Source organism: Streptomyces sp. NPDC047525, assembly GCF_040643025.1.
Taxonomy (GTDB): domain Bacteria; phylum Actinomycetota; class Actinomycetes; order Streptomycetales; family Streptomycetaceae; genus Streptomyces; species Streptomyces durmitorensis.
The window spans coordinates 135,255-158,426 of sequence record NZ_JBEYTL010000004.1; the positions used below are offsets into that span (position 1 = coordinate 135,255).

General features: G+C 70.8%; 21 protein-coding genes. 8 read left to right on the forward strand and 13 right to left on the reverse strand.

Going from position 1 to position 23,172, the window contains the following annotated elements; translation table 11 throughout:
- Nucleotides 1–124: 124 nt before the first annotated feature.
- A complete protein-coding gene (locus tag ABZ833_RS13030; RefSeq protein WP_361045179.1) occupies nucleotides 125–586 on the forward strand; it encodes an RNA-binding S4 domain-containing protein in 462 nt (153 codons plus the stop codon).
- Between the two features lie 91 nt (nucleotides 587–677).
- On the opposite strand, the gene ABZ833_RS13035 is transcribed toward ABZ833_RS13030, so the two are convergent.
- The 3 genes from ABZ833_RS13035 to ABZ833_RS13045 all read right to left on the reverse strand — a co-directional run bounded on the left by ABZ833_RS13035 (nucleotide 678) and on the right by ABZ833_RS13045 (nucleotide 2,974).
- A complete protein-coding gene (locus ABZ833_RS13035) occupies nucleotides 678–1,166 on the reverse strand; it encodes a DoxX family protein (RefSeq protein WP_361045182.1) in 489 nt (162 codons plus the stop codon).
- Between the two features lie 142 nt (nucleotides 1,167–1,308).
- Nucleotides 1,309–2,001, reverse strand: a complete 693-nt coding sequence (locus tag ABZ833_RS13040) for a class I SAM-dependent methyltransferase (protein ID WP_249593085.1) — start codon at nucleotides 1,999–2,001, stop codon at nucleotides 1,309–1,311.
- 70 nt (nucleotides 2,002–2,071) lie between these two features.
- Entirely contained in the window at nucleotides 2,072–2,974 is a 903-nt protein-coding gene (locus ABZ833_RS13045; protein WP_361046288.1) for an acyltransferase domain-containing protein, read from the reverse strand.
- 254 nt (nucleotides 2,975–3,228) lie between these two features.
- Here ABZ833_RS13045 and ABZ833_RS13050 point away from each other — a divergent pair, with 254 nt between their 5' ends.
- A complete protein-coding gene (locus tag ABZ833_RS13050) occupies nucleotides 3,229–3,522 on the forward strand; it encodes a DUF6343 family protein (protein ID WP_361045185.1) in 294 nt (97 codons plus the stop codon).
- Nucleotides 3,523–3,545: 23 nt separating this feature from the next.
- On the opposite strand, the gene ABZ833_RS13055 is transcribed toward ABZ833_RS13050, so the two are convergent.
- The 4 genes from ABZ833_RS13055 to ABZ833_RS13070 form a co-directional block, all read right to left on the reverse strand.
- Nucleotides 3,546–3,932: a tetratricopeptide repeat protein gene (locus ABZ833_RS13055; RefSeq protein ID WP_361045188.1), complete on the reverse strand. Its 387-nt coding sequence runs from the start codon at nucleotides 3,930–3,932 to the stop codon at nucleotides 3,546–3,548.
- A 144-nt stretch (nucleotides 3,933–4,076) separates the two neighbouring features.
- Entirely contained in the window at nucleotides 4,077–4,397 is a 321-nt protein-coding gene (locus tag ABZ833_RS13060) for a DUF3592 domain-containing protein (protein WP_361045191.1), read from the reverse strand.
- Nucleotides 4,361–4,963 carry a dephospho-CoA kinase gene (gene coaE / locus ABZ833_RS13065; RefSeq protein WP_361045194.1) on the reverse strand — a complete coding sequence of 201 codons (603 nt, stop codon included), beginning with the start codon at nucleotides 4,961–4,963 and terminating at the stop codon, nucleotides 4,361–4,363. Before coaE ends, ABZ833_RS13060 begins: the two co-directional genes overlap by 37 nt.
- Nucleotides 4,964–5,026: 63 nt before the next feature.
- On the reverse strand, nucleotides 5,027–5,965 hold the full coding sequence (locus tag ABZ833_RS13070) for a PAC2 family protein (RefSeq protein ID WP_361045197.1): 939 nt from the start codon (nucleotides 5,963–5,965) through the stop codon (nucleotides 5,027–5,029).
- 249 nt (nucleotides 5,966–6,214) lie between these two features.
- Between ABZ833_RS13070 and ABZ833_RS13075 the strand changes: the two genes are divergently transcribed.
- Nucleotides 6,215–7,192 (forward strand): right-handed parallel beta-helix repeat-containing protein, encoded by a 978-nt coding sequence (locus ABZ833_RS13075; protein WP_361045200.1) that lies wholly within the window; start codon nucleotides 6,215–6,217, stop codon nucleotides 7,190–7,192.
- A 144-nt stretch (nucleotides 7,193–7,336) separates the two neighbouring features.
- Here the strand turns inward: ABZ833_RS13075 and rpsA are convergent, their stop codons facing one another.
- Nucleotides 7,337–8,860 carry a 30S ribosomal protein S1 gene (rpsA, locus tag ABZ833_RS13080; protein WP_361045203.1) on the reverse strand — a complete coding sequence of 508 codons (1,524 nt, stop codon included), beginning with the start codon at nucleotides 8,858–8,860 and terminating at the stop codon, nucleotides 7,337–7,339.
- A 399-nt stretch (nucleotides 8,861–9,259) separates the two neighbouring features.
- On the opposite strand from rpsA, the gene ABZ833_RS13085 reads away from it, so the two are divergent.
- Together ABZ833_RS13085 and hrpB are read left to right on the forward strand one after the other, a co-directional pair.
- Nucleotides 9,260–10,090, forward strand: coding sequence for a class I SAM-dependent methyltransferase (locus ABZ833_RS13085; RefSeq protein WP_361045206.1), 831 nt, complete (start codon nucleotides 9,260–9,262; stop codon nucleotides 10,088–10,090).
- A gap of 4 nt (nucleotides 10,091–10,094) precedes the next feature.
- The gene (gene hrpB / locus ABZ833_RS13090) at nucleotides 10,095–12,686 is read left to right on the forward strand and encodes an ATP-dependent helicase HrpB (RefSeq protein WP_361045209.1); all 2,592 of its coding nucleotides are present in this window, start codon (nucleotides 10,095–10,097) and stop codon (nucleotides 12,684–12,686) included.
- Here the strand turns inward: hrpB and ABZ833_RS13095 are convergent.
- From ABZ833_RS13095 to polA, 5 genes are all read right to left on the reverse strand, one after another.
- The gene (locus tag ABZ833_RS13095) at nucleotides 12,676–13,668 is read right to left on the reverse strand and encodes a DUF3068 domain-containing protein (RefSeq protein WP_361045212.1); all 993 of its coding nucleotides are present in this window, start codon (nucleotides 13,666–13,668) and stop codon (nucleotides 12,676–12,678) included. The genes hrpB and ABZ833_RS13095 overlap by 11 nt on opposite strands.
- A 14-nt stretch (nucleotides 13,669–13,682) precedes the next feature.
- Nucleotides 13,683–13,817: an SPW_0924 family protein gene (locus ABZ833_RS13100; RefSeq protein ID WP_361045215.1), complete on the reverse strand. Its 135-nt coding sequence runs from the start codon at nucleotides 13,815–13,817 to the stop codon at nucleotides 13,683–13,685.
- A 207-nt stretch (nucleotides 13,818–14,024) separates the two neighbouring features.
- Nucleotides 14,025–15,722: a lytic transglycosylase domain-containing protein gene (locus ABZ833_RS13105; RefSeq protein WP_361045218.1), complete on the reverse strand. Its 1,698-nt coding sequence runs from the start codon at nucleotides 15,720–15,722 to the stop codon at nucleotides 14,025–14,027.
- A 137-nt stretch (nucleotides 15,723–15,859) separates the two neighbouring features.
- Nucleotides 15,860–16,849 carry a serine hydrolase gene (locus ABZ833_RS13110; RefSeq protein ID WP_361045221.1) on the reverse strand — a complete coding sequence of 330 codons (990 nt, stop codon included), beginning with the start codon at nucleotides 16,847–16,849 and terminating at the stop codon, nucleotides 15,860–15,862.
- Nucleotides 16,850–17,039: 190 nt separating this feature from the next.
- Entirely contained in the window at nucleotides 17,040–19,781 is a 2,742-nt protein-coding gene (gene polA / locus ABZ833_RS13115) for a DNA polymerase I (protein WP_361045224.1), read from the reverse strand.
- Between the two features lie 122 nt (nucleotides 19,782–19,903).
- On the opposite strand from polA, the gene ABZ833_RS13120 reads away from it, so the two are divergent.
- From ABZ833_RS13120 to ABZ833_RS13130, 3 genes are all read left to right on the forward strand, one after another.
- Nucleotides 19,904–22,183, forward strand: a complete 2,280-nt coding sequence (locus ABZ833_RS13120) for an FdhF/YdeP family oxidoreductase (RefSeq protein WP_361045227.1) — start codon at nucleotides 19,904–19,906, stop codon at nucleotides 22,181–22,183.
- 45 nt (nucleotides 22,184–22,228) lie between these two features.
- Nucleotides 22,229–22,702 carry a hotdog fold thioesterase gene (locus ABZ833_RS13125; protein WP_361045230.1) on the forward strand — a complete coding sequence of 158 codons (474 nt, stop codon included), beginning with the start codon at nucleotides 22,229–22,231 and terminating at the stop codon, nucleotides 22,700–22,702.
- 62 nt (nucleotides 22,703–22,764) lie between these two features.
- The gene (locus ABZ833_RS13130; protein ID WP_361045233.1) at nucleotides 22,765–23,151 is read left to right on the forward strand and encodes a hypothetical protein; all 387 of its coding nucleotides are present in this window, start codon (nucleotides 22,765–22,767) and stop codon (nucleotides 23,149–23,151) included.
- The last annotated feature ends 21 nt before the right edge of the window (nucleotides 23,152–23,172 follow it).

Genomic DNA, 23,172 nt, shown 5'->3' on the forward strand with positions numbered 1-23,172 from the left:
CGCCTGCCTGACCGCACAACGCCTGCCGGGGTGAGCGGCCATGCCGCGAGGCTCCGCCGAGCAGCCCTTCGCCGGGCATCACGAGCCCCGCCATGAACCGCCCGGCAGGCATTAAAGTCGGGGCATGGCTTCGGAGACTTCAGGCGGTGGCGGCAACGGCAACGGAGCCGGCGGTGCTCCGGCAGGCGCGGGTGCGGGCGGTGGCGGTGGCGCGGGCGGGGGTTCCGTGCGGATCGACGCCTGGATCTGGTCCGTACGCCTGGTCAAGACCCGCTCCATGGGCGCGGCGGCCTGCAAGGGCGGCCATGTGCGGGTCAACGGCGAGCGCGTGAAGCCCGCTTACGGCGTGCACGTCGGCGACGAGGTACGCCTGCGCCACGCGGGCGGCCGCGAGAACGTCGTCGTCGTCAAACGCCTCATCCGCAAGCGCGTGGGCGCTCCGGTGGCCGTCGAGTGCTACGTCGACAACAGCCCTCCCCCGCCGCCCCGCGAGGCCGTGGCCCCCGCCGGCGTACGCGACAGGGGAACGGGCCGCCCCACCAAGCGCGACCGCCGGGAGATGGAACGACTGCGCGGCGAGGCCTAGCTACGGCCTCGTCCCCGTGCCGAGAGCCCACCCGGCGCTGCCCGGTGAGCCCTCGGCACGGGGACGGAACTCCACCCCGGTACGCCGCCTTTCACTCGCCGCGTCCCACGCCCCGTCGTCCCACGCCTCGTCGCTGAAGGAGACGGACCAGCTCCGCGTTCTGCCCGCGCCGCGCCCAGGCGATCCACGCGAGCGGCAGGATGAGGATGAGCGGCGTGGCGGCGTTCTCCCCGCCGAGCGCGGTCACGCTCACGATGAACGCACCGATCATCAGCCCGACCAGACCCGTCGCGCCGACGGAACTGAGCACCGGAACCAGCAGCGCGATCCCGCCGAGCACCTCCAGTGCGCCGATCGCGTACATCCCCGGATCGCCCCACCCGAGCCTCTCGAAGGCCTCGACCGCCGTGGGGTGCGCGATCAGCTTCGGAGCCCCGCTGGCGAGAGCGAAGAACAGGGCGAGCACGACCTGGATCGTGCGCAGCGTGATGCGAACGGAGCGGCGCCCGGCAAGTGCGGGGCCTCCGGTGGCGGAGGTGCTGGGGGCTGAGGCGTTGGGGGCGGTGGTGGCCGTGGTCATGGTGATCTCCTCGGTGCGCAGGGGCTGTTGTGCTGTCACCGGGATAGACCGGCCCGCCCCGCGGAACTCATCGCCCGGCAGCACACCATCTCCGCCGGGCGCCGCCCGCCGCCCACCGCCCGCAGCCCCTATCAGCCCGCTGTCAGCGCACCGGCACCGCCCGCACCCAAGTCCCGTCCTCCGTGAGGTACTTGTCGACCCTCAGCCCCGCCTCCTCCAGCGCCTGCTCGAACTGCTCCTTCGTGAGCGGCCGGGCGCGGAACGTCTGGGTCCATACGGCGTCCGGAAAGACGTACTCCGCGCGCACCTCGTTCACCCCGTCCCCCACCGGCTCCGCCGACAGGATCCGCACCGTGAAACCACCGGGGTCGACCCGCTCCCTCGGCAGGTTCGTGTGGTAGTCCGCGCCCTCCCGCTGGATCAGCACACAGCCATCGTCCGTCACATGGCTCCGGCAGGCCCGCAGCATCCCGCGGCGCACCGACACATCGCCGGTGTGCACGAGGAACGACGCGAGCATCACCACCTCGAACCGCTCGTCCAGTTCGAGCTTCTCGATCGGGCTCCGGATCGTGCGCACCCGCCCGTCGAGCGCGGACACCTTCTCCAGCATCTCGGGGGACTCGTCCACCGCCGTGATCCGGAACCCCCGCTCCAGCAGCGGACGCGTCACCCTCCCCGCACCGCTGCCCAGCTCCAGAATGTGCGCCCCGGCCGGTACCGCACCGGCGATGACATCGGGCTCGTCCCCGACGGTCAGGCGCGCGTACAGGTCCACCGCGCAGCCGTCCGGCGTGATCGCTCCCGGGCCCGTCCCCTCGTATCCCTCACGCATCTCAGCAGTCATGCCCCGTCAACGAAGCGCTCCGAGGGCACGTTCCCACCTCTCCCCGTGGCCCCGCGGTCTACAGCGGGAACCAGCCATGCCCTCCATACCAGTGGCCTCCCGCCCTCAAGTGGTCCCCCACGGCTCTCTCCACCCTTGTCCGCCGCGGCAGTTCGGCCACGGGCAGGTCCCCGTCGCCGAAGACGAAGGTGACGGGAGCGCTGTCGTCCGACTCCCGCTCATACCCGTCCGCGAGGCGGAAGCGCTCCTGGAAGCGGACGATGTTCGAGTCCGCCGGCAGATACCTCTTCAGCTGTGGATCGAGCAGCCAGGAGTGACACACGGCTGTCTCATGTCTCTCCTCCGGGAAGTGCCGCGCGAAGAACTCCCGCGCCAGCCACATCGACCGGTCACAGGCCTCCGGGGACAGCGGCCCCCGGAAGTCGGTGATGTGGAGGTTCAGACAGGGGTCCCCCCGGCTCGCGGTATGCCCCGCCGCGGCCACCGCCCCGCCCATCCGCTCCCCCAGCACCGCGCGCTGGAACTGCAGCCGCCCCAGTTGGTAGAGCTCGCCCCGGAAATGCAGGGAGTTCCAGCTCGGGTGCAGCAGACCGGGACCACCGCGCGCCCTGCGGTGCACCGCGATGTGCCGTCCGAGGTCGGCGAGCGTGTGCCGGGAGACGTCGTCCGGGATGCCGTGGCTGACGTGATACGCGCGTACGTACGGCAGGGTCGCCACGAAGACGTACACGTAGAAGTAAGCCCCAAGAGCACCCAACTCAACCGGCAAGGAAGCGTACTTGGGACCCGCTCCGGGCTTGCCCATGTCCCGCACCGTCCCGGCGACGCTGCGGTCGAGCAGCCACCGCGCCTCCGGGTCCTCCGCAAGCCGCCCGCGCAGGGCCAGCAGGTCGTTGATGTCCTCGTGCGGCACGGCCAGGTCGAGCAGCACGTCCGGCAGCGCGTCGGCAGAGGGCAGCACCGCCTCGGCCCGCGGCTCCTCGATGCCCTCAAGATCCTTCAGCCACGCGGCGAGCCGCTCGTCCGACCTCGCCCGGTTCCTCAGTACGTCCAGCACAGCCCTACCCCCGATCGACACATCTACGATCTTGAAGCCTCCGGCCCTTCCGGTCCACCACCCACGGGTGGATCCTTGAAGGTGGAGACGCCCAGGGAACAGGGTGGAGAGGGTGGAGAGGGTGGAGAGGGCAGCGAGGGAGGAGATGACCTCTCGTGATGCGCACAGGCAGTGAACCGGTGACCGCGCGCAGTCCGCTGCGCATGCGCTTCTGGTTCAGCGTGTGGGGCCTGATCTGGGCCACGTTCGGCACCGTCGCCTTCGCCCTCGTGGGCCGCCCCGAGTGGGCGCTCGCCTGCGGAGTGCTCTGGCTGATCGTCACCGCCGACATGGCGGTGATCCTGCACCACATCCACCAGGGCCCGCACTACCAGCCGGGCCGCGACATCCCGCCGTACGAGCCCCCTCGGACCGGGCGGACCGGGCGGACCGGGCGGACCGGGACGGGTTAGCCGGACGCGGGTCCGGGGGCGGGTCAGCCCTCGGCGCCCGCGGCGTCGCCGTCGTCGAAGCGCGCCGCCGCCAGATACTCCGGCTGCGGGTCGAGCGCGGCGGCGAGGCGGAAGTGGCGGCGGGCCTGGTCGGGCCGCGCCGCGCGTTCGTACGTGCGCGCCAGGGCGAAGTGGGCGAACGCGTTGTCCGGCTCCCGCTCCAGGACGATGCTGAACTCCAGCTCGGCGGCGCGCAGTTGAGCGGCGGCGAAGAAGGCACGGGCCCGCAGCAGCCGCGCCGCCGTGTTCTCGGGGTGGGCCGCGATGACCGTGTCGAGCAGCTTCACCGCGCCTCGGGGATCCCGCGCGGCAAGGAGCTGCTCCGCCGCACGGAAGTCGATGACATGGGTCTCCGGGGTAATTTCGGGCACGCGTGACTCCTTCCCTCGCTGCTCTGTGTCAACGCCCGTCACGCCGACGCCTATTCCGTCCATTCTCCCCATGAACGCGGCCCCCACACTCCGGCCCTCACACTCCGGCACCCGCCACGCCCTGCCCGCGCCCTGCCCCGCCCCTCACAGCGCCAGGGCCGTCAGCACGAGACCGAGCACCAGCACCGCCGCGCCCGCCGCCACGAATCCCCGGTCGATGCCCCTGCGCTCACGCCCCAGCATGACGGTCTCCCGGGGGTCGTCGCTGTCGTAGGCGATGCGCACCCGGTCGCCCGCGGCGAGCGGCGCCCTCCTGCTCTGCGGCACCGGGGACACCACCTCGACGACCTGCCCGTCCCCCGTCTCGAACTGCAGCGTCGGCCGCCCAGAGCGGTGAACACCGCCAGTACGACCACTCCCGCCTCCTTCTAGGCCGCGCGCGCCCGCCGCGCGAGGTCCGCCCATACGGCGCCGACCCGCTGCTCCAGGCCCTCCAGCGGGCCGTCGTTGTCGATCACGATGTCCGCGATCTCCAGACGCTTCTCGCGGGTCGCCTGAGCGGCCATCCGCGCGCGGGCGTCCTGTTCGCTCATGCCGCGCAGCCGCACGAGACGCTCCAGCTGGGTCTCGGGGCTCGCGTCGACGACGACCACGAGGTCGTACAGCGGTGCCAGGCCGTTCTCCGCGAGCAGCGGCACGTCGTGCACGACCACCGCGTCCTGCGAGGCTGCCCCCTCCAGCTCGGCGGAGCGGGCGCCGACCAGGGGGTGCACGATCGAGTTCAGTACGGCCAGCTTCTCCGGGTCGGCGAAGACGATCGAGCCCAGCTTCGGCCGGTCGAGGGTGCCGTCCGGAGCGAGGATCTCCTGCCCGAAGGCGTCAACGACCTTCGCCAGGCCCTCGGTTCCCGGCTCCACGACCTCTCGCGCGATCTTGTCGGCGTCGATCAGGACGGCTCCCGACGCGACAAGGAGACGCGATACTTCACTCTTGCCGGCGCCGATACCGCCGGTCAGGCCCACCTTCAGCATGACCGGCAGCTTAGGGGGTGGCGTTACACCCCGCCCTCCCGGCTGCGCGTCGAGCGCTCCCGGCTACGCGTCGCCCTCGCGCTCGGCGAGGAAGCGCTCGAATTCCTTGCCGATCTCGTCCGCCGACGGGATGTCCACGGGCTCCGCCAGCATGTTGCCGCGTGCGTCGGCACCCGCCGCGGCGTCGTACTGGTGCTCAAGTCCCTGCACGAGGGCGACCAGTTCCTCGTCGCCCTCCTGGATCTGCCGGTCGATCTCGGTCTGGGTGCGGTGCGCCTCGGTGCGCAGGCCGTGCGCGACGCTCGGCAGCACGAGGCCCGTCGCCGCGGTGATCGCCTCGAGGACCGTGAGCGCGGCGTCCGGGTACGCGGAGCGCGCGATGTAGTGCGGGACGTGCGCGGCGACGCCGAGCACGTCGTGGCCCGCTTCCAGGAGGCGGTACTCGACGAGCGACGCCGCGCTGCCGGGCACCTGCGCCTCGTCGAAGGGGCTGCGGTGCCCCGGCACCAGGTCGGTGCGGTTACCGTGCGGGGTGAGGCCCACGGGGCGGGTGTGCGGCACGCCCATGGGGATGCCGTGGAAGTTCACCGAGAGCCGCACCCCGAGCCGCTCCACGATCTGCCCGATGGCGGCTGCGAAACGCTCCCACTCGACGTCCGGCTCGGGCCCGGAGAGCAGCAGGAAGGGCGCGCCCGTGGCGTCCTGGAGCAGCCGCACGTCGAGCGTGGGCACTTCATAGTCGGTCCAGCGGTCGCGCCGGAACGTGAGCAGCGGGCGGCGCGCGCGGTAGTCGACGAGCCGGTCGTGGTCGAAGCGCGCCACCACCTGGCCGGGCAGGCTGTCCGTGAGGCTCTCGACGATCTGGTCGCCGGTCTCGCCCGCGTCGATGTAGCCGTCGAAGTGGTAGAGCATGACCAGTCCGGCCGACTCCTGCGCGAGCGCCATGTCGACGACGGCGAGGCCCTTCGGCTCCCATGCGTACAAATCCTGCGGATCAAGCACTGTGACCGCTCCTCGCCCTCTTCTTCGTGACTCGTACAGCAGAACGCGCGCAAGGGCGTGGACATTCCCTCTCGGGCTTCTTCACAGCGGCTTCTTGCGTCACGTGCACCGTGGGGTTCGTGTGCATGAACCCCCTTTGCGGGACGCCGAGTTCACCGGCCTGGTCCAGACCTTGACGCGGACATGCCTCACCTCTACGTTCAGATGCACACCCAGTGTTCACGTACAAGAACCGGAGGGTCACCCCACATGCGCACCCGACGCACCTTGCTCATCTCCCTCTCCGCGCTCGTCGCGACGGCCGCCACCGGAGGCCTGGCCGTCGTGGCCACCGCTTCCCCCGCATCGACGGCGGCCGGGACCATCGAGGTCTCCACGGCCGCCGAGCTCAAGTCCGCGCTCACCGGCGCCTCCCCGGGCGACACGATCCACCTCGCCGACGGCACGTACACCGGCAACTTCAAGACGAGCACGGCCGCGAGCTCAGGCTCCCGCATCACCCTGACCGGCTCCCCGAAGGCAGTGCTCACGGCGGGCGGCGGATACGGCCTGCATCTGAACGGCGCCTCCTACTGGACGGTCAAGGGCATCACCGTCACGGGCGGCCAGAAGGGCATCATGATCGACTCCGCGAAGGGCGTCGTCGTGGACACCGTCACGGTCCACGGCCTCGACATGGAGGGCGTCCACTTCCGGAAGTCGAGCACCGACGGCGTCATCAAGGGCTCGAAGATCTACGACACCGGGAACGACGACCGCGGCATGGGCGAGGGCGTCTACGTGGGCAGCGCGGGCGGCGTGAGCGACAAGAGCGACAACGTACAGATCCTGAACAACACGATCGGCCCCGACGTGGGCGGCGAGGCCATCGACCTCAAGGAAGGCACCACCGGCGGCAAGGTCACCGGCAACACCTTCGACGGCAAGGGCCTGACCGGGAACAACTACGACGACTCGTGGATCGACGTGAAGGGCAACAACTACGTCATCGAGAACAACACCGGCAAGAACACCACGAACAACGGCTACGAGACCCACAGCCAGCAGTCCGGCTGGGGCTGCGGCACGGTCTTCCGCGGCAACAGGTCGACCCTGTCCGGCGCGACGGGCGACAAGCAGCTCGCGATCAACGTGACCAACTTCAGCGGCAGTTGCAAGACGACGGTGTACGCGAGCAACACGGTGACGGGCGGCAAGGGCCTGACGAACATCATGGTCACGCCGTAGGGCCCCGTCAGGGGCGCGGGGAACTGCGCGCCAAACCCCCACCGGGCTGCGGAAGATGAACGACCCGGGCGCGAAGCGCAAAAAAGCGGGCCCGCACCCAAGGGGTGCGGGCCCGCTCCTAACTACCTGCTAGGGCAGAGCAATTCAGCTCTGTCCACCTGCGAGCTTCTCGCGAAGTGCGGCAAGCGCCTCGTCCGACGCCAGGGCGCCGGAGTTGTCGTCCGACTCCGAGGAGTACGAACCGCCGCCGCCACCGGTGCCACCGGCAGCCGGGGTACCGGTCGAGGAAGCGGGAGCCGCAGCGCCCTCCGCCTCGGCCTGGGCGTCAGCCTCGCGGGACTTGATGACCTGGGCCTGGTGCTGCTCGAAGCGCGTCTGCGCCTCGGCGTACTGCGTCTCCCAGACCTCACGCTGCGACTCGAAGCCCTCGAGCCAGTCGTTGGTCTCGGGGTCGAAGCCCTCGGGGTAGATGTAGTTGCCCTGGTCGTCGTACGACGCGGCCATGCCGTACAGGGTCGGGTCGAACTCGACGGCCGACGGGTCGGCGCCGAAGGCCTCGTTGGCCTGCTTCAGCGAGAGGCTGATGCGACGACGCTCGAGGTCGATGTCGATGACCTTGACGAAGATCTCGTCGTTGACCTGGACGACCTGCTCCGGGATCTCCACGTGGCGCTCGGCCAGCTCGGAGATGTGGACCAGACCCTCGATGCCCTCGTCGACGCGCACGAACGCACCGAAGGGAACGAGCTTGGTGACCTTACCGGGAACAACCTGCCCGATCTGGTGCGTACGGGCGAACTGCTGCCACGGGTCTTCCTGCGTCGCCTTGAGCGACAGGGACACGCGCTCGCGGTCCATGTCCACGTCGAGAACCTCGACGGTGACTTCCTGGCCGACCTCGACAACCTCGGAGGGGTGGTCGATGTGCTTCCAGGAAAGCTCGGAGACGTGCACGAGACCGTCGACGCCACCGAGGTCCACGAACGCACCGAAGTTGACGATCGAGGAAACGACGCCGGAGCGGACCTGGCCCTTCTGCAGGGTCGTGAGGAAGGTCTGGCGGACCTCGCTCTGGGTCTGCTCGAGCCAGGCACGGCGGGACAGGACCACGTTGTTGCGGTTCTTGTCCAGCTCGATGATCTTGGCCTCGAGCTCCTTGCCCACGTAGGGCTGGAGGTCGCGGACGCGGCGCATCTCGACGAGGGAAGCCGGCAGGAAGCCACGGAGGCCGATGTCGAGGATGAGACCACCCTTGACCACCTCGATGACGGTGCCGGTGACGATGCCGTCCTCTTCCTTGATCTTCTCGATCGTGCCCCAGGCGCGCTCGTACTGTGCGCGCTTCTTGGACAGGATGAGACGGCCTTCCTTGTCCTCCTTCTGGAGAACAAGAGCCTCGATCTCATCGCCCACGGCGACGACCTCATTGGGGTCGACGTCGTGCTTGATGGAAAGCTCGCGGGAGGGGATGACGCCTTCGGTCTTGTAACCGATGTCGAGCAGGACCTCGTCCCGGTCGACCTTCACGATGACGCCGTCGACGATGTCGCCGTCGTTGAAGTACTTGATCGTCTCGTCGATCGCGGCGAGGAAGGCTTCCTCGTTACCGATGTCGTTGACCGCTACCTGCGGGGTGGTGGAAGCGGTGGTCTCGGTGCTGCTCGTCATGTGGGTAAGGGCTCCGGTACGGACGGTGAGTCGTAGGTACTGCTAGCGCCGGAGCCGATTTCGCTCTGAAGAAGCCGGACAGCCTGGGAAGCGCCGATTCCTGAGTTTCCGGAGAAACGGAAGGCGCCTCGACAACCGAGGGGACATACAACAGATGCGAGCGCATCCTGCTATGTCTGAGGAAGGCAGGCTCGCAGCGCAACTTGTAGCATACGGGGGCAGCCGGACAGGGTCAATGCGCGAAGGCGCACACCCGGGGCGGAACGCCGCATACCCGGCACAAATGCTGTCGCATGAGGCCACACGGGCCGCACAGCGCCCTGCCGCGACCACTTTCGGCCCGCCTCGCCACTGTCCCGCCGCGACGAGCCGTATCAAGCCAGACGGAAGAGTACGACGATGGAGCCGATCATCCAAGAGTCCGAGCTGCACGAGACGCCCGAACCGGAAGCCACCCGCCGTGACGCCGACGTCACGGAGAGCAGCCGCGCCAATCGTGGCTGGTGGGACAGGAACGCGGACGACTACCAGATCGAGCACGGCACCTTCCTGGGTGACGACCGGTTCGTGTGGGGTCCTGAAGGACTCGACGAGGTGGAGGCCGAGCTGCTCGGTCCGCCCGAGGAGCTGAAGGGCAAGGACATCCTGGAGATCGGCGCGGGTGCGGCGCAGTGCTCGCGCTGGCTCGCCGCGCAGGGTGCGCGTCCGGTCGCCCTCGACCTCTCCCACCGGCAGCTGCAGCACGCGCTGCGGATCGGCGGCGGCGTGCCGCTGGTGGAGGCGGACGCGGGGGCGCTGCCGTTCGCGGACGGCAGCTTCGACCTCGTGTGCTCGGCCTACGGAGCGATGCCGTTCGTGGCCGATCCGGTGCGGGTCCTCAAGGACGTGCACCGCGTGCTGCGGCCCGGCGGCCGGTTCGTGTTCTCGGTGACGCACCCGATGCGCTGGGCCTTCCCCGACGAGCCGGGCCCCGAGGGTCTCTCGGTCGCGGCCTCGTACTTCGACCGCACTCCTTATGTGGAGCAGGACGAGAACGGGAACGCCGTCTACGTGGAGCACCATCGGACGATCGGCGACCGGGTGCGCGACGTGGTGGCAGGCGGTTTCCGTCTCGTCGACCTGGTGGAGCCCCAGTGGCCCGCGTGGAACACCCAGGAGTGGGGCGGCTGGTCCCCGCTGCGCGGGAATCTGATCCCGGGGACGGCGATCTACGTCTGCGTACGAGACTGAGTGCGTGATCCGTCTCCGTAACGAAGCCCTGGACCTTCCCGTACGCAGCGCGCTGCCCGCGTTGCGTTCCGCATTGGAGGGGCCGGGCAGCGCCGTGCTGTGCGCGCCTCCCGGCACGGGCAAGACGACGCTGGTGCCGCTGGCCCTCGCCGGGCTTCTCGGGGACGGGCCTGTACGACGCGTGGTGGTCGCCGAGCCCCGGCGCATCGCCGCCCGTGCCGCCGCGCGGCGGATGGCGTGGCTGCTCGGCGAGAAGGTCGGGGAGAGCGTCGGGTACACGGTGCGCGGTGAGCGCGTGGTGGGGCGCCACGCGCGCGTGGAGGTCGTCACCACGGGTGTCCTGCTGCAACGGCTGCAGCGGGACCAGGAGTTGACCGGTGTCGACGTGGTGATCATCGACGAGTGTCACGAGCGGCATCTCGACGCCGACACCGTGGCGGCGTTCCTGGTCGACGTGCGGGCCGCGCTGCGGCCCGAGCTGCGCCTGGTGGCCGCGTCCGCGACGACGGACGCGGAGGGCTGGTCACGGATCCTCGGGGACGCTCCGGTGGTGGAGGCGCAGGGCACCTCCTACCCGGTCGAGGTCGTCTGGGCGCCGCCCGCGCGACCGGTGCGGCCGCCGCACGGGATGCGGGTGGATCCGGCGCTGCTCACGCAGGTGGCTTCGGTGGTGCGGCGGGCGCTGGCCGAGCGGGACGGGGACGTGCTGTGCTTCCTGCCCGGGGTCGGTGAGATCGCGCGCGTGGCAGGGCAGTTGGGGGATGCGCCCGCAGAGGTGCTTCAGGTGCACGGGCGGGCGCCCGCGGCGGTGCAGGACGCGGTGCTCGCAGGCTCGGCGGGAGGTGCGCGCCGGGTGGTCCTCGCGACGTCGGTGGCGGAGTCGTCCCTGACGGTGCCCGGGGTGCGGGTCGTGGTCGACTCCGGGCTCGCGCGTGAGCCGCGCGTCGACCATGCGCGCGGGCTGAGCGCGCTGACGACGGTACGGGCTTCGCAGGCGGCGGGCCGGCAGCGGGCGGGCCGCGCCGGGCGTGAGGCGCCGGGGGCCGTGTACCGGTGCTGGGCGGAGGCGGAGGACGCCCGTCTGCCGCGCTTTCCGGCGCCGGAGATCAAGCTGGCGGACCTGTCCGCGTTCGCTCTTCAGGCGGCCTGCTGGGGCGATCCCGACGCCTCCGGCCTCGCCCTGCTCGATCCCCCGCCGGGTGGCGCGATGGCGGCGGCGCGTGCCGTTCTGACGGCGGTCGGGGCGGTGTCCGCGGAGTCGGGGCGGGTCACGGAGCGGGGCGCGCGGATGGCGCGGGTGGGGCTGCACCCCCGCTTGGCGCGGGCCCTGCTCGACGCGGCGCCCCTCGTGGGGGCGCGCCGTGCGGCGGAGGTGGTGGCCCTCCTCAGCGAGGAGCCGCCGCGTGAGTACGGGGACGACATCGCGGCGGCGTGGCGCGCTGCCCGGCGGGGCGGGGACGGGTACGCGGCGCGGTGGCGCACGGAGGTGCGGAGGCTTGCCGCAGCAGGGGCACCGTCGCCGCCGGGGGCTGGTACGCCGTCGCCGGAAGCCCCGGCGAAAGAGCTCATCCACCCGCCCGCCCGGAACCCCGCAGCCGATGCGAACAGCATGAGCGACGACCGCGTCGCCGGACTCGTCGCCGCGCTCGCCTTCCCCGAGCGGGTTGCCCAGGGGCGTGGGGACGGCGCGTACCTCATGGTGAACGGAACCCGCGCCGAGGTGCGGCCCGGGTCCGCGCTCACCGGGGCGGAGTGGATCACCGTGGCCGTGGCCGACCGGCCGGTGGGCGCCGGGCACGCGCGCGTGCTGCTCGGCGGGCACATCGACGGGGACGTGGCCCGGAGCGCGGCGGCGTCCCTGTACAGCGAGGGGGACGAGGTCGCCTGGGCGGACGGAGATCTCGTCGCACGCCACGTCGAGCGGCTCGGTGCCGTGGAGCTGGCGGTGCGGCCCCTCAAGAAGCCCGCCCCCGGACTCGTACGAGAAGGGCTGCTGGCCGGGCTCAAGGAGGAGGGGACCTCGCTGCTGCACTGGTCCCAGGGCGCCCGGGAGCTGCGGGAGCGGCTCGCCTTTCTGCACCGGCATCTCGGGGCGCCCTGGCCCGACGTGTCCGAAAGCGCCCTGCACGCGCGCGTGGACGAGTGGTTGGAGCCCGAGCTGTCGAAGGCACGGCGCCGGGCCGACCTGCGGCGCATCGAGGCGGGGCAGGCGCTGGGCCGGCTCCTGCCGTGGGCGACCGGCGAAGCCACCCGGCTCGACGCGCTCGCTCCGGAGCGGGTGGCGGTGCCCAGCGGTTCCAGGATCCGGATCGACTACTCCGACCCCGAACAGCCCGTGCTCGCCGTGAAGTTGCAGGAGATGTTCGGGCTCGCCGAGACCCCGCGGATCGCGGACGGCGGCGTGCCCGTCCTCGTGCATCTGCTGTCCCCCGCCGGACGCCCCGCCGCCGTCACCGCCGATCTCGCCTCCTTCTGGCGGGACGGCTACCGGGCGGTGCGGGCGGAGCTGCGCGGGCGGTATCCGAAGCATCCGTGGCCGGAGGATCCGGCGGCCGCCCAGGCGACGCGGTTCACCAACGCGCGGCTCAGGCGTTGACCGGCTCCGGCTCGGGCGCCGCCGTGGCCTCCGGATCACCGGGCCTGCGGCTGCGGGCCTCCAGCCACAGGGAGAGGGCGAGCAGGAGCAGGCCGAGGCCCAGGAAGCCCCAGGGGAGATAGGACGTCAGGAGGAGCACCAGGACGCGCTGGGACTTCACCAGGTCGACCGTGCTCTTGATGTAGTCCTCGCGCATCTTCACGTGGCCTTCGAACACGGTGACCTTGTCGCGTCCGCCGAGCAGGGTGCCGCCGCGCAGCTCGTTCTTCTGGATCTCCTCGCCGTAGACCGGCGCCCCGGTGGTCGGGTCGACCCAGAACTTGCGGACGGTGGTGTACCAGCGTGTGGTGCCCGTCTTGGCGAGGGACTCCGGGGTGATGCCCTTGACCGGCATGGTCTTGGGGAAGGGCACCTTGGTCCAGGGGATGGTCTGCTCGAAGTAGTAGACCTCCACGCCGCGGAACGTCTGCGTGCCCTTGTAGTGGATGGGCTTGGTGACGCGGGCCTGTGCGTCGAAGTACTCGTAGTCCCGCTTCTCGGTCAGGAAGGGCCACTTGAACTCGATGCCCTCGCGCCTGACCGCGTCGCCGTCGACCATCTCGCCCTTCGCGTGCACCGGTTCCTGGCTGTGCGCGTCGAAGATGTAGCGCTCGGGGACCTTGGAGACCATCTTGCCGTCGGCGTCCTGGACGTAGGAGAGGGCGTCCCAGACGACGACGTCGCGGTCCGCCGTCTTCTCGATCTTCTCGGACGCCTCCACGTTGCCCTTGAGCGTCTGCACGATGGTGACCTTGTCGACCTTCTTGGCCTTCATCGAGCCGTAGTCGATGAGCGTCGGGTTCTTCGCCTCCAGGACCGCCTCCTGGTACTGGCTCGGCGGGATCTTCGCGAGGCGCGGGAAGGCGTACCAGCGCATGAGCGGGGACATCGCCGTGAAGAACACGGCGAAGGCGAGCAGGATCAGGCTGGCCTTGCGGCGCATCGCGGCGGCCCTCCCTACGGGTGCTTGGGGACGGTGGTGAGCAGTGGCTCGGGCGATGTCTCGCCGGGCGGGGCCCCCATCGCCGTGATCGTCAGGACCAGGGCGAAGGCGACGGCAAGACCGGTCGCGGCGGCGATGAGAGCGCGCATGCGGATCCTCCCGAGGCGGGAAATCTGACGGTGTCCAGGACGCCGGCCATGAACTGACAGGGCGTCAGGGCTGGGGCACCGTAGCAACGCGGCGGCCAGATGAGAACACGTTGCACACACACGAACGCCCCTGCGCCGGGCGGGCGCAGGGGCGTTGCGTTCAGGAGGTGCGGATGCACTGTGCGTGCGGATGCACTGTGCGTGCGGCTAGGCCGCCGGTGCCGCCACCTTCAGTTCGACCGTGAGCGTCGCGCCGCCCACGGTGGTGACACGGAGCAGGTACGTGCCCGCCGCGTCGTCGGCGTACATCTTGGGGAGCTTGAGCACGCCGTTCGCGTCCGTCTTCAGGGCCTTGAGGGTGCGGACCGGCTTGCCGTCCGCGTCCTTGAAGTACGGGCCCTTGTCGTTGGCCGTGGCGTCGGCCGCCGACTTGATCATGGTCGCGGTGGCCGCGACGCGACCGGCGGCCTCTCCCTTGTACGTCGCCTTGACCTCGACCTGGTCGGCGAACTCCCCGCCCGGCGCGCAGGTCAGCGCCTTGTCGCTGGTCCTGGCCAGGGCGTCGGCCTGACGCGCGGTGACCGTCGCCGTGTAGTCGAGGCCGGGCAGCGAGCGGCCGACGACCGTGGCCCTGACCGTGAACTCACCCGTCTTCTCGCCCGCCTTGAGCGCCGGGGCGGTGGCCTTGCCCGCCGCGCTCGTGGTGACGGTCGCGCTGGTGGCGCCGCCCGGGAAGCGCGCGTCGGTGTCACCGACGATCGCGAACCTCACCTTGGCCTTGGCCACGGCCGAGCCCGACGCGGACTGCGTGCGCACCTCGACACGCTCGGCGAAGGAGTCACCCGCCGTCGCGGAGAGCTTGCCGGTGCCGGCGTCCTTCAGGCTCGCCACCCGGTCGCTGGGCGAGGGCGAGGGGCTGGGGTCGGGGCTCTCGGAGCCGCCACCGTTCGGCGGTGGCGTGGTCGGGCCACCGCTGCCGCCGCCGTTGCCGGGCTTGGACGGCTTGTCGTCGCCGGGCTTCGACGGGCTCGGCGAGGGCGAACCGGACGCCGGGGGCGTCGGGCTCGGGCTCGCGCTCGGGCCGTTGCTGTCGCTGCGGTCGTTCGGCAGGACGCCCGTGCCGTCGGGGATCTCGTGGGTGCCCTTGCGGTAGTACTCCAGCCACGAAAGGACCGTGTTCAGGTAGTCCGTCGAGTGGTTGTAGCTGAGGATCGCCTTGTGCAGATCGGCGTCGACGGACAGGTCGCGGTCGTTCGCGCAGAGGTAGCGCCCTGCGGCGAGCGCGGCGTCGTAGATGTTGTTCGGGTCCTTCTTGCCGTCCGCGTTGCCGTCCTGCGCCCAGGTGTCCCACGTCGAGGGGATGAACTGCATGGGGCCGACCGCGCGGTCGTGCGTCTTGTCGCCGTCGTACGCGCCGCCGTCGGTGTCGGTGATCTTCGCGAAACCGTTGCCGTTCAGGACCGGGCCGAGGATCGGTGCGAGCGTCGTGCCGTTCGCGTCCACGCGACCGCCACGCGCCTGGCCCGACTCGACCTTGCCTATCGCGGCGAGCAGCTGCCAGGGCAGCTTGCAGCCGGGCTTGGAGGTGGCGAGGGACGCCTCGGCCTTCTTGTACGCGTCGAGGACCGTGGCCGGGAGGCCCGCCTCGGTCTCGTCGTCGCCGCCGTTGGGCGCCCCGGTCGGCGGGACCGGGGTGTTCAGGGGCGGCAGGTCGGTGTAATAGGGAGAGTTGCCGGTCGCGGAGTTCTCGGGTGGCGGCGTGGCGCCGGATGCCCCCGCCCGCTCGTCGCGAGGGACGTCCGTCACGCCCGGGGCCTGGGACGCCGCGAGCGCCGCCACCGCCGCGGCTGCCACCGCGGTGGTCACCGCTCCCCTGCGCAACCGCCTGCCGAATACCGCCGCCATGACCGTGAACCCCTCCCCTTGACGACTGTGCGTGTCGTCGCCCGCTCTGTTGTGCTCCCCGTTGTGCTCCCCAGCGGGCCGACTCAGGCGACACTACGACAACTTCCGGCGCCCAGACACCCGTTCGTGCCCGATTTTCACCGGTTGGCCTCGTCCTGTTCGGGCGGGGCCTCGGTCGGCACCGATCCGTCGGGCACTTCGCTGATCTCGTTCTCCGGGGTGAGCTCCTGCGCCGCGGAGCGGCCCTTGTTGAGCGCGCGGTGCACGGCCTGGGCAACGCGCTCGATGGTACGGACTCCGTACTTCATCGTGGGGTTGTCGTGCGAGAGGACGACGATGCGGTACGTGCGGCCGCCGCCCTTGTGTGCGCCGGTTCCGGTGAACGCGCCGATGCTGTGCACCCGCCAGCCGTGCGTGGACCGGGGCAGCCAGCCGTTCTTGAGGTACGCCTTGGTGCCGCGCGGCATTCCGGCGGGCACGCCCCAGCGCTGGTCGCGCCGCACCTCGTTCAACTGCTTCAGGCCGTACGCACGTGAACTCGGGCTCAGCAGGGCGCGGGCCCTGGCTCCGGTGAGGACGCCGAGGAGGCGGAGCTGGTCGGCCGCGGAGGTGCGGGTCAGGCCCCAGAGGCCGTACGGGTTGAGCGTGGTGGCGGTGGTGCCCGCGCGGCCGAGGAAGCGGGCGATGTAGGACTGGCCCAGGTCGTCGAAGAGGCGCCGGGCCGCGGTGTTGTCCGAGCGGATGATCATCGGGCGTATCTTGCGGCGCTCCCAGGCCGTGAGCCCGCGGCCCCAGTCCTGTGCGCGGCGCAGGGCGGCCTCCATGATCATGACTTTGGCGACGCTCGCGGTGTCGTAGCGGTGGCTGCTGCCGAAGGTGCAGCTGAGGCCGGTCGCGGGGTCGTGGAGGGCCACGGAGACGGTGCCTCGCCGGGCGGTCAGGACGGCGCGGATGTCGCGGGAGAGCTGGGCGGCGAGGGCGGAATCGCTGCGGGCGGTGCAGGAGGCCGCGCGTTGCGCGCGTTGCGCTGCGCTGGCTTGAGCGGCGGTCGCGGGGAGGGGGGTGAGGAGGGTGGTGAGCAGTGCCGTGGCTATCGCTATGCGGCACTTTCGCAGGTGAAGGGCCATGCGGTCATCGTGGCCGGGGCGTCTTTGCGGGGCTCGGGGGCGAGGGCCACAAGGGTGAGAGCGGAGTTCTGTACAGGATGTCCTCAGATGCCGGACGGGCTGGATATTCCAGCCCGTCCGGCATCTGAGGACGAACTCGGCGGAGCCGGTGATTTCCGGTGCGCCCAGGGTTTGCTCAAGCCCGACGCCGTCAGTGCGCGGCGGACTCCCAGTCCGCCCCCACGCCCACCGACACATCCAGCGGAGCCCGCAGCGACACCGCGCCCGCCATCTCGCGGCGGACGAGCTCCTCGACCTTGGCGCGCTCGCCCGGAGCGATCTCCAGGACGATTTCGTCGTGGACCTGGAGCAGCATGCGGGAGTCGAGCTTCGCCTCCGTGAGCGCGCGGTGCACGTTCAGCATGGCGATCTTGACGATGTCCGCGGCCGTGCCCTGGATGGGCGCGTTCAGGGCCATCCGCTCGGCCATCTCGCGGCGCTGGCGGTTGTCGCTGTTGAGGTCGGGGAGATACCGGCGGCGGCCCAGCATCGTCTCCGTGTACCCCGTCGCGCGGGCCTCGTCGACGGCTCGGCGCAGATAGTCGCGTACGCCGCCGAACCGCTCGAAGTAGGTGTCCATCAGCGAACGGGCCTCGCCCGCCTCGATGTTCAGCTGCTGCGAGAGACCGAACGCGGAGAGGCCGTACGCCAAGCCGTACGACATGGCCTTGATCTTGCGGCGCATCTCGGCGTCCACGGCGGAGCCCTCGACGGAGAAGACCTGGGAGGCGACCGTCGTGTGCAGGTCCTCGCCCGAGCCGAAGGCCTCCAGGAGGCCCTCGTCCTCGGAGAGGTGGGCCATCACGCGCAGTTCGATCTGGCTGTAGTCCGCGGTCATCAGGGACTCGAAGCCCTCGCCGACCACGAAGCCGCGGCGGATCGCCCGGCCCTCGTCCGTGCGGACCGGGATGTTCTGGAGGTTCGGGTCGGTGGAGGACAGGCGGCCCGTCGCCGCCACCGTCTGGTTGAACGTCGTGTGGATGCGGGTGTCCGCGGCGATCGCCTTGATCAGGCCCTCGACCGTGACGCGCAGCTTCGCCTGCTCGCGGTGGCGCAGCATGATGACCGGCAGTTCGTTCTCGGTCTGGGCCGCCAGCCAGGCCAGGGCGTCCGCGTCCGTGGTGTACCCGGTCTTGGTCTTCTTCGTCTTGGGGAGGTTCAGCTCGCCGAAGAGGACTTCCTGGAGCTGCTTGGGCGAGCCGAGGTTGAACTCGTGGCCCGCGGCCTCGTGCGCCTCCTTCACGGCCTGCTGCACCGCGCCCGCGAACTGCTGCTCCATCGCCTCCAGATGGGCGCGGTCCGCCGCGATGCCGTGCCGCTCCAGGCGGGCCAGGAGGATGGACGTCGGCAGTTCGATGTCCGTCAGGAGGTCACCGGCGCCGACCTCCTTCAGCTTCTCCCCGAAGGCGGTGCCCAGGTCGAGGATCGTGCGGGCCTGTGCCATCAGCGACTCGGCCTCGGCCTGGTCGTCCTCCTCCGTGCCGAAGGCGAGCTGTCCGTCGGCCGCCCCTGCGGGGGCCAGCTCACGGCCCAGATACTCCAGGGACAGGGCGTCCAGGGCGAAGGAGCGGCGGCCCGGCTTGACCAGGTACGCGGCGAGCGCCGTGTCCATGGCGACGCCGTCCACACTCCAGCCGTGCTCGGGGAAGACCCGCATCGTGGCCTTGGCGTTGTGCAGGACCTTGGGCTTGTCCGGGTCGGCGATCCAGGCCGCGAACGCGTTCTCGTCGGCCTCGTCCAGGCCGGCCGGGTCGAACCAGGCCGCCGCACCCCCGGCCGCGGCGAGGGCGACCTCGGTCACCGAGCCCGTGCCGAGCTGCCAGGTGTCGACCGTGGCCACACCGAGGACCGCCGTGCCGTGCTCGGCGAGCCACGGCGCGACCTCACCCGCGCCGAGCACCGAGCCGTCCAGCTCCACGCCCGGCTCGGCCGGGGTCTGCTCGGCCTCCTCCGCGCCGGGGTCGACGGCCAGGAGCCGCTCGCGCAGCGAGGGGTTGCGGATCTCCAGGGTGTCGAGGACCAGGGCGAGGGCCGTGCGGTCGTACGGAGCGCGCTCCAGGTCGGTGACCGCCTTGGGGAGCTCGACGTCGCGCACCATCTCCGTGAGGCGGCGGTTGAGCTTCACCGCGTCCAGGTGGTCGCGGAAGTTCTGTCCGGCCTTGCCCTTGACCTCCTCGGCGCGCTCGACGAGGTCCGCGAACGAGCCGAACTGGTTGATCCACTTCGCGGCGGTCTTCTCGCCGACGCCGGGGATGCCGGGGAGGTTGTCCGACGGGTCGCCGCGCAGGGCCGCGAAGTCGGGATACTGGCTGGGCGTGAGGCCGTACTTCTCCTCGACCTTCTCCGGCGTGAAGCGCGTCAGCTCGGAGACGCCCTTCGTGGGGTAGAGCACCGTCACGTGGTCGGTGATCAGCTGGAAGGAGTCGCGGTCGCCGGTGACGATCAGGACGTCGAATCCTGCCGCCTCGGCCTGGGTGGCGAGCGTGGCGATGACGTCGTCCGCCTCGAAGCCGTCCACCGCGAACCGCACCGCGTTCATCGCGTCGAGGACCTCGCCGATCAGCTCGACCTGACCCTTGAACTCGTCCGGGGTCTTGGAGCGGTTCGCCTTGTACTCCGGGAACTCCGAGGAGCGCCACGTCTTGCGCGAGACGTCGAAGGCCACCGCGAAGTGCGTGGGCGCCTCGTCGCGCAGGGTGTTCGCCAGCATCGACGCGAAGCCGTAGATCGCGTTCGTCGGCTGGCCCGTCGCGGTCGTGAAGTTCTCCGCGGGCAGCGCGAAGAACGCCCGGTAGGCCAGGGAGTGCCCGTCCATGAGGAGCAGGCGCGGACGCTGCTCGCCACTCGGCTTCGTCGCGGTCTCGGACTTCTTCTTCGCTGCTTTTTCTGCCACGTCCCCGATCCTGCCACGCCCCACTGACACTCAGGCCCAACCCTCACCCGCGACCGCGCCGTCACTGCCGCGTGGGAGGATCGGAGACGTAGCTCACGCACGTGCTCGAAGGGGAGCCGATCATGGCAAGGAAGTCGCCCAAGGGTGATCCGGTCCAGGACGCGCCGCAGGTCGCCGAGGCACAGCACGCCGCGGCGGGGCTTCCCGCCATCGGGCACACGCTGCGCATGGCCCAGCAGCAGATGGGCGTGCGCCGCACGGCGCTGACGCTGCTGCGGGTCAATCAGAAGGACGGCTTCGACTGCCCCGGCTGTGCCTGGCCCGAGCCGGAGCACCGGCACAAGGCGGAGTTCTGCGAGAACGGCGCGAAGGCGGTCGCCGAGGAGGCCACGCTGCGTCGCGTCACCCCGGACTTCTTCGCCGCGCACCCCGTGGCCGACCTCGCCACCCGCAGTGGGTACTGGCTGGGGCAGCAGGGCCGCCTCACCCACCCGATGTATCTGGCGGAGGGCGCCGAGCGCTATGAACCCGTCCCCTGGGAGCGGGCCTTCGACATCATCGGCGAGGAACTGGCCGCGCTGGACAGTCCGGACGAGTCCGTCTATTACACATCGGGCCGCACGAGCAACGAAGCGGCGTTCCTCTACCAGCTGTTCGCCCGCGAGCTGGGCACGAACAATCTGCCCGACTGTTCGAACATGTGCCATGAGTCGTCCGGCTCCGCCCTCACGGAGACCATCGGGATCGGCAAGGGCAGCGTCCTGCTGGAGGACCTCTACAAGTCGGACCTGATCATCGTGGCCGGGCAGAACCCGGGCACGAACCATCCGCGCATGCTCTCCGCCCTGGAGAAGGCGAAGAACAACGGCGCGAAGATCATCACGGTCAATCCGCTGCCCGAAGCGGGCCTGGAGCGGTTCAAGAACCCGCAGACCCCGCAGGGCATGTTCAAGGGCACCGCCCTGACCGACCTCTTCCTGCAGATCCGCCTCGGCGGCGACCAGGCCCTGTTCCGGCTGCTCAACAAGCTGATCCTCGACACGCAGGGCGCGGTCGACGAGGAGTTCGTCCGCGAACACACCCATGGGTACGAGGAGTTCACCGAGGCCGCGCGGGACGCCGACTGGGACGAGACGCTGACGGCGACCGGCCTCAGCCGCGACCGCATCGAGGAAGCGCTCGCCATGGTGCTCGCATCGAAGCGCACCGTCGTGTGCTGGGCGATGGGCCTGACCCAGCACAAGCACGCCGTGCCGACCATCCGCGAGGTCGTCAACTTCCTTCTGCTGCGCGGCAACATCGGCCGTCCCGGCGCGGGCGTGTGCCCGGTGCGCGGGCACTCGAACGTGCAGGGCGACCGCACGATGGGCATCTTCGAGCGGCCCGCGCCGGCCTTCCTGGACGCCCTGGAGAAGGAGTTCGGCTTCGCGCCGCCGCGCGAGCACGGCCTGGACGTCGTGCGCGCGATCAAGGCGCTGCGGGACGGCGAGGCGAAGGTGTTCTTCGCGATGGGCGGCAACTTCGTGGCGGCGTCGCCCGACACGGAGGTGACGGAGGCGGCGATGCGCAAGGCCCGCCTGACCGTCCACGTGTCGACGAAGCTGAACCGCTCGCACGCCGTCACGGGCGCGCGGGCGCTGATCCTGCCGACGCTCGGCCGCACCGAGCGGGACGTCCAGGGTGGCGGCGAGCAGTTCGTGACCGTCGAGGACTCCATGGGCATGGTGCACGCCTCGCGCGGCCGACTGGAGCCCGCGAGCCCGCATCTGCTCTCCGAGCCGGCCATCGTGTGCCGCCTCGCCCGCCGCGTCCTCGGTCCCGAATCGGCCACGCCCTGGGAGGAGTTCGAGAAGGACTACGCCACGGTGCGCGACCGCATCGCGCGCGTGATCCCCGGCTTCGAGGACTTCAACGCGCGCGTGGCCGACCCCGCGGGCTTCGCCCTTCCGCACGCCCCGCGCGACGAGCGGCGCTTCCCCACGGCCACCGGCAAGGCGAACTTCACCGCGGCGCCGGTGGAGTTCCCCGCACTGCCCAAGGGCCGTCTCCTGTTGCAGACGCTGCGCTCGCACGACCAGTACAACACCACGATCTACGGCCTCGACGACCGCTACAGGGGCATCAAGAACGGCCGCCGTGTCGTCCTGGTCAACCCCGACGACGCCCGCGAGCTGAGCCTCGCCGACGGGTCGTACGTGGACCTCGTGAGCGAGTGGAGGGACGGCGTCGAGCGGCGCGCGCCCGGTTTCCGGGTCGTGCACTATCCCACCGCCCGTGGCTGCGCCGCGGCGTACTACCCGGAGACGAACGTCCTGGTCCCGCTGGATGCGACGGCCGACACGAGCAACACCCCCGCCAGCAAGTCCGTCGTCGTGCGCCTGGAACAATCAGGCACCGACTGAGCGTTCGCTCAGCGACACGTGAGGACGAAGAACGGAGCAGGGCCCATGGGCGAGCAGCACAGCGTGAAGTTCCCGCAAGAGGTCATCGACGAGTACGCCGCGCTCGGCATCGACCTGCCCGCCCTGTTCTCCGCCGGGGATCTGGGCGTCCGGATGGGCGTCCAGATCGTCGAGGCCTCCGCCGACCGCGTCGTCGGCACCATGCCGGTCGAGGGCAACACCCAGCCGTACGGCCTGCTGCACGGCGGCGCGTCCGCCGTCCTCGCCGAGACCCTCGGGTCGGTCGGCTCGATGCTGCACGGCGGGAGCGGGAAGCTCGCCGTCGGCGTCGACCTGAACTGCACCCACCACCGCGGGGCGCGTTCGGGCCTGGTCACCGGCGTGGCGACGCCCGTGCACCGGGGCCGCTCCACGGCGACGTACGAGATCGTCATCACCGACGAGCAGGACAAGCGGGTGTGCACCGCGCGGCTGACCTGCCTGCTGCGCGACGTCGAGCCCAACGGCACCGCCGGCTGAGGGAGTTGAAGGCGGCGCCCCACGCATTGTCGGAGCGTGGGGCGCCGGTCTAGCTTCTGTGCATGAGGCACCGGAAACCGCTCTGTGCGCTCGCCTGCACCGCCCTCCTCACCACCCTCTTCACCGCCACCGGATGCGGGAGCTCCCCTTCCGGAGACACCCCCGAGCCCTCCCCCGCCACCACCTCCCCCGAGGACCTCTGCACGGCCCTGATCACCAAGTGGGGGCGGCAGATCTACGACTCGGGCAAGGAGACGTACGGCGACTACCAGTCGATGGGCCTCTCCAACGGGCAGTACATGATCCTGCGGGACACCCTCGACCTGGCGCGCGCCGAGCGTGAGCGCCAGGGAGCCGCCGCAGGGCGGAAGTTGCTCACGCGGGAGGCCCGCGAGCGGTGCGAGAAGCGCTACCGCCACGGGCAGCCGAGCGGCGGGCCGTGGGTGTGAACGCCATCGGCCCCATCGAGC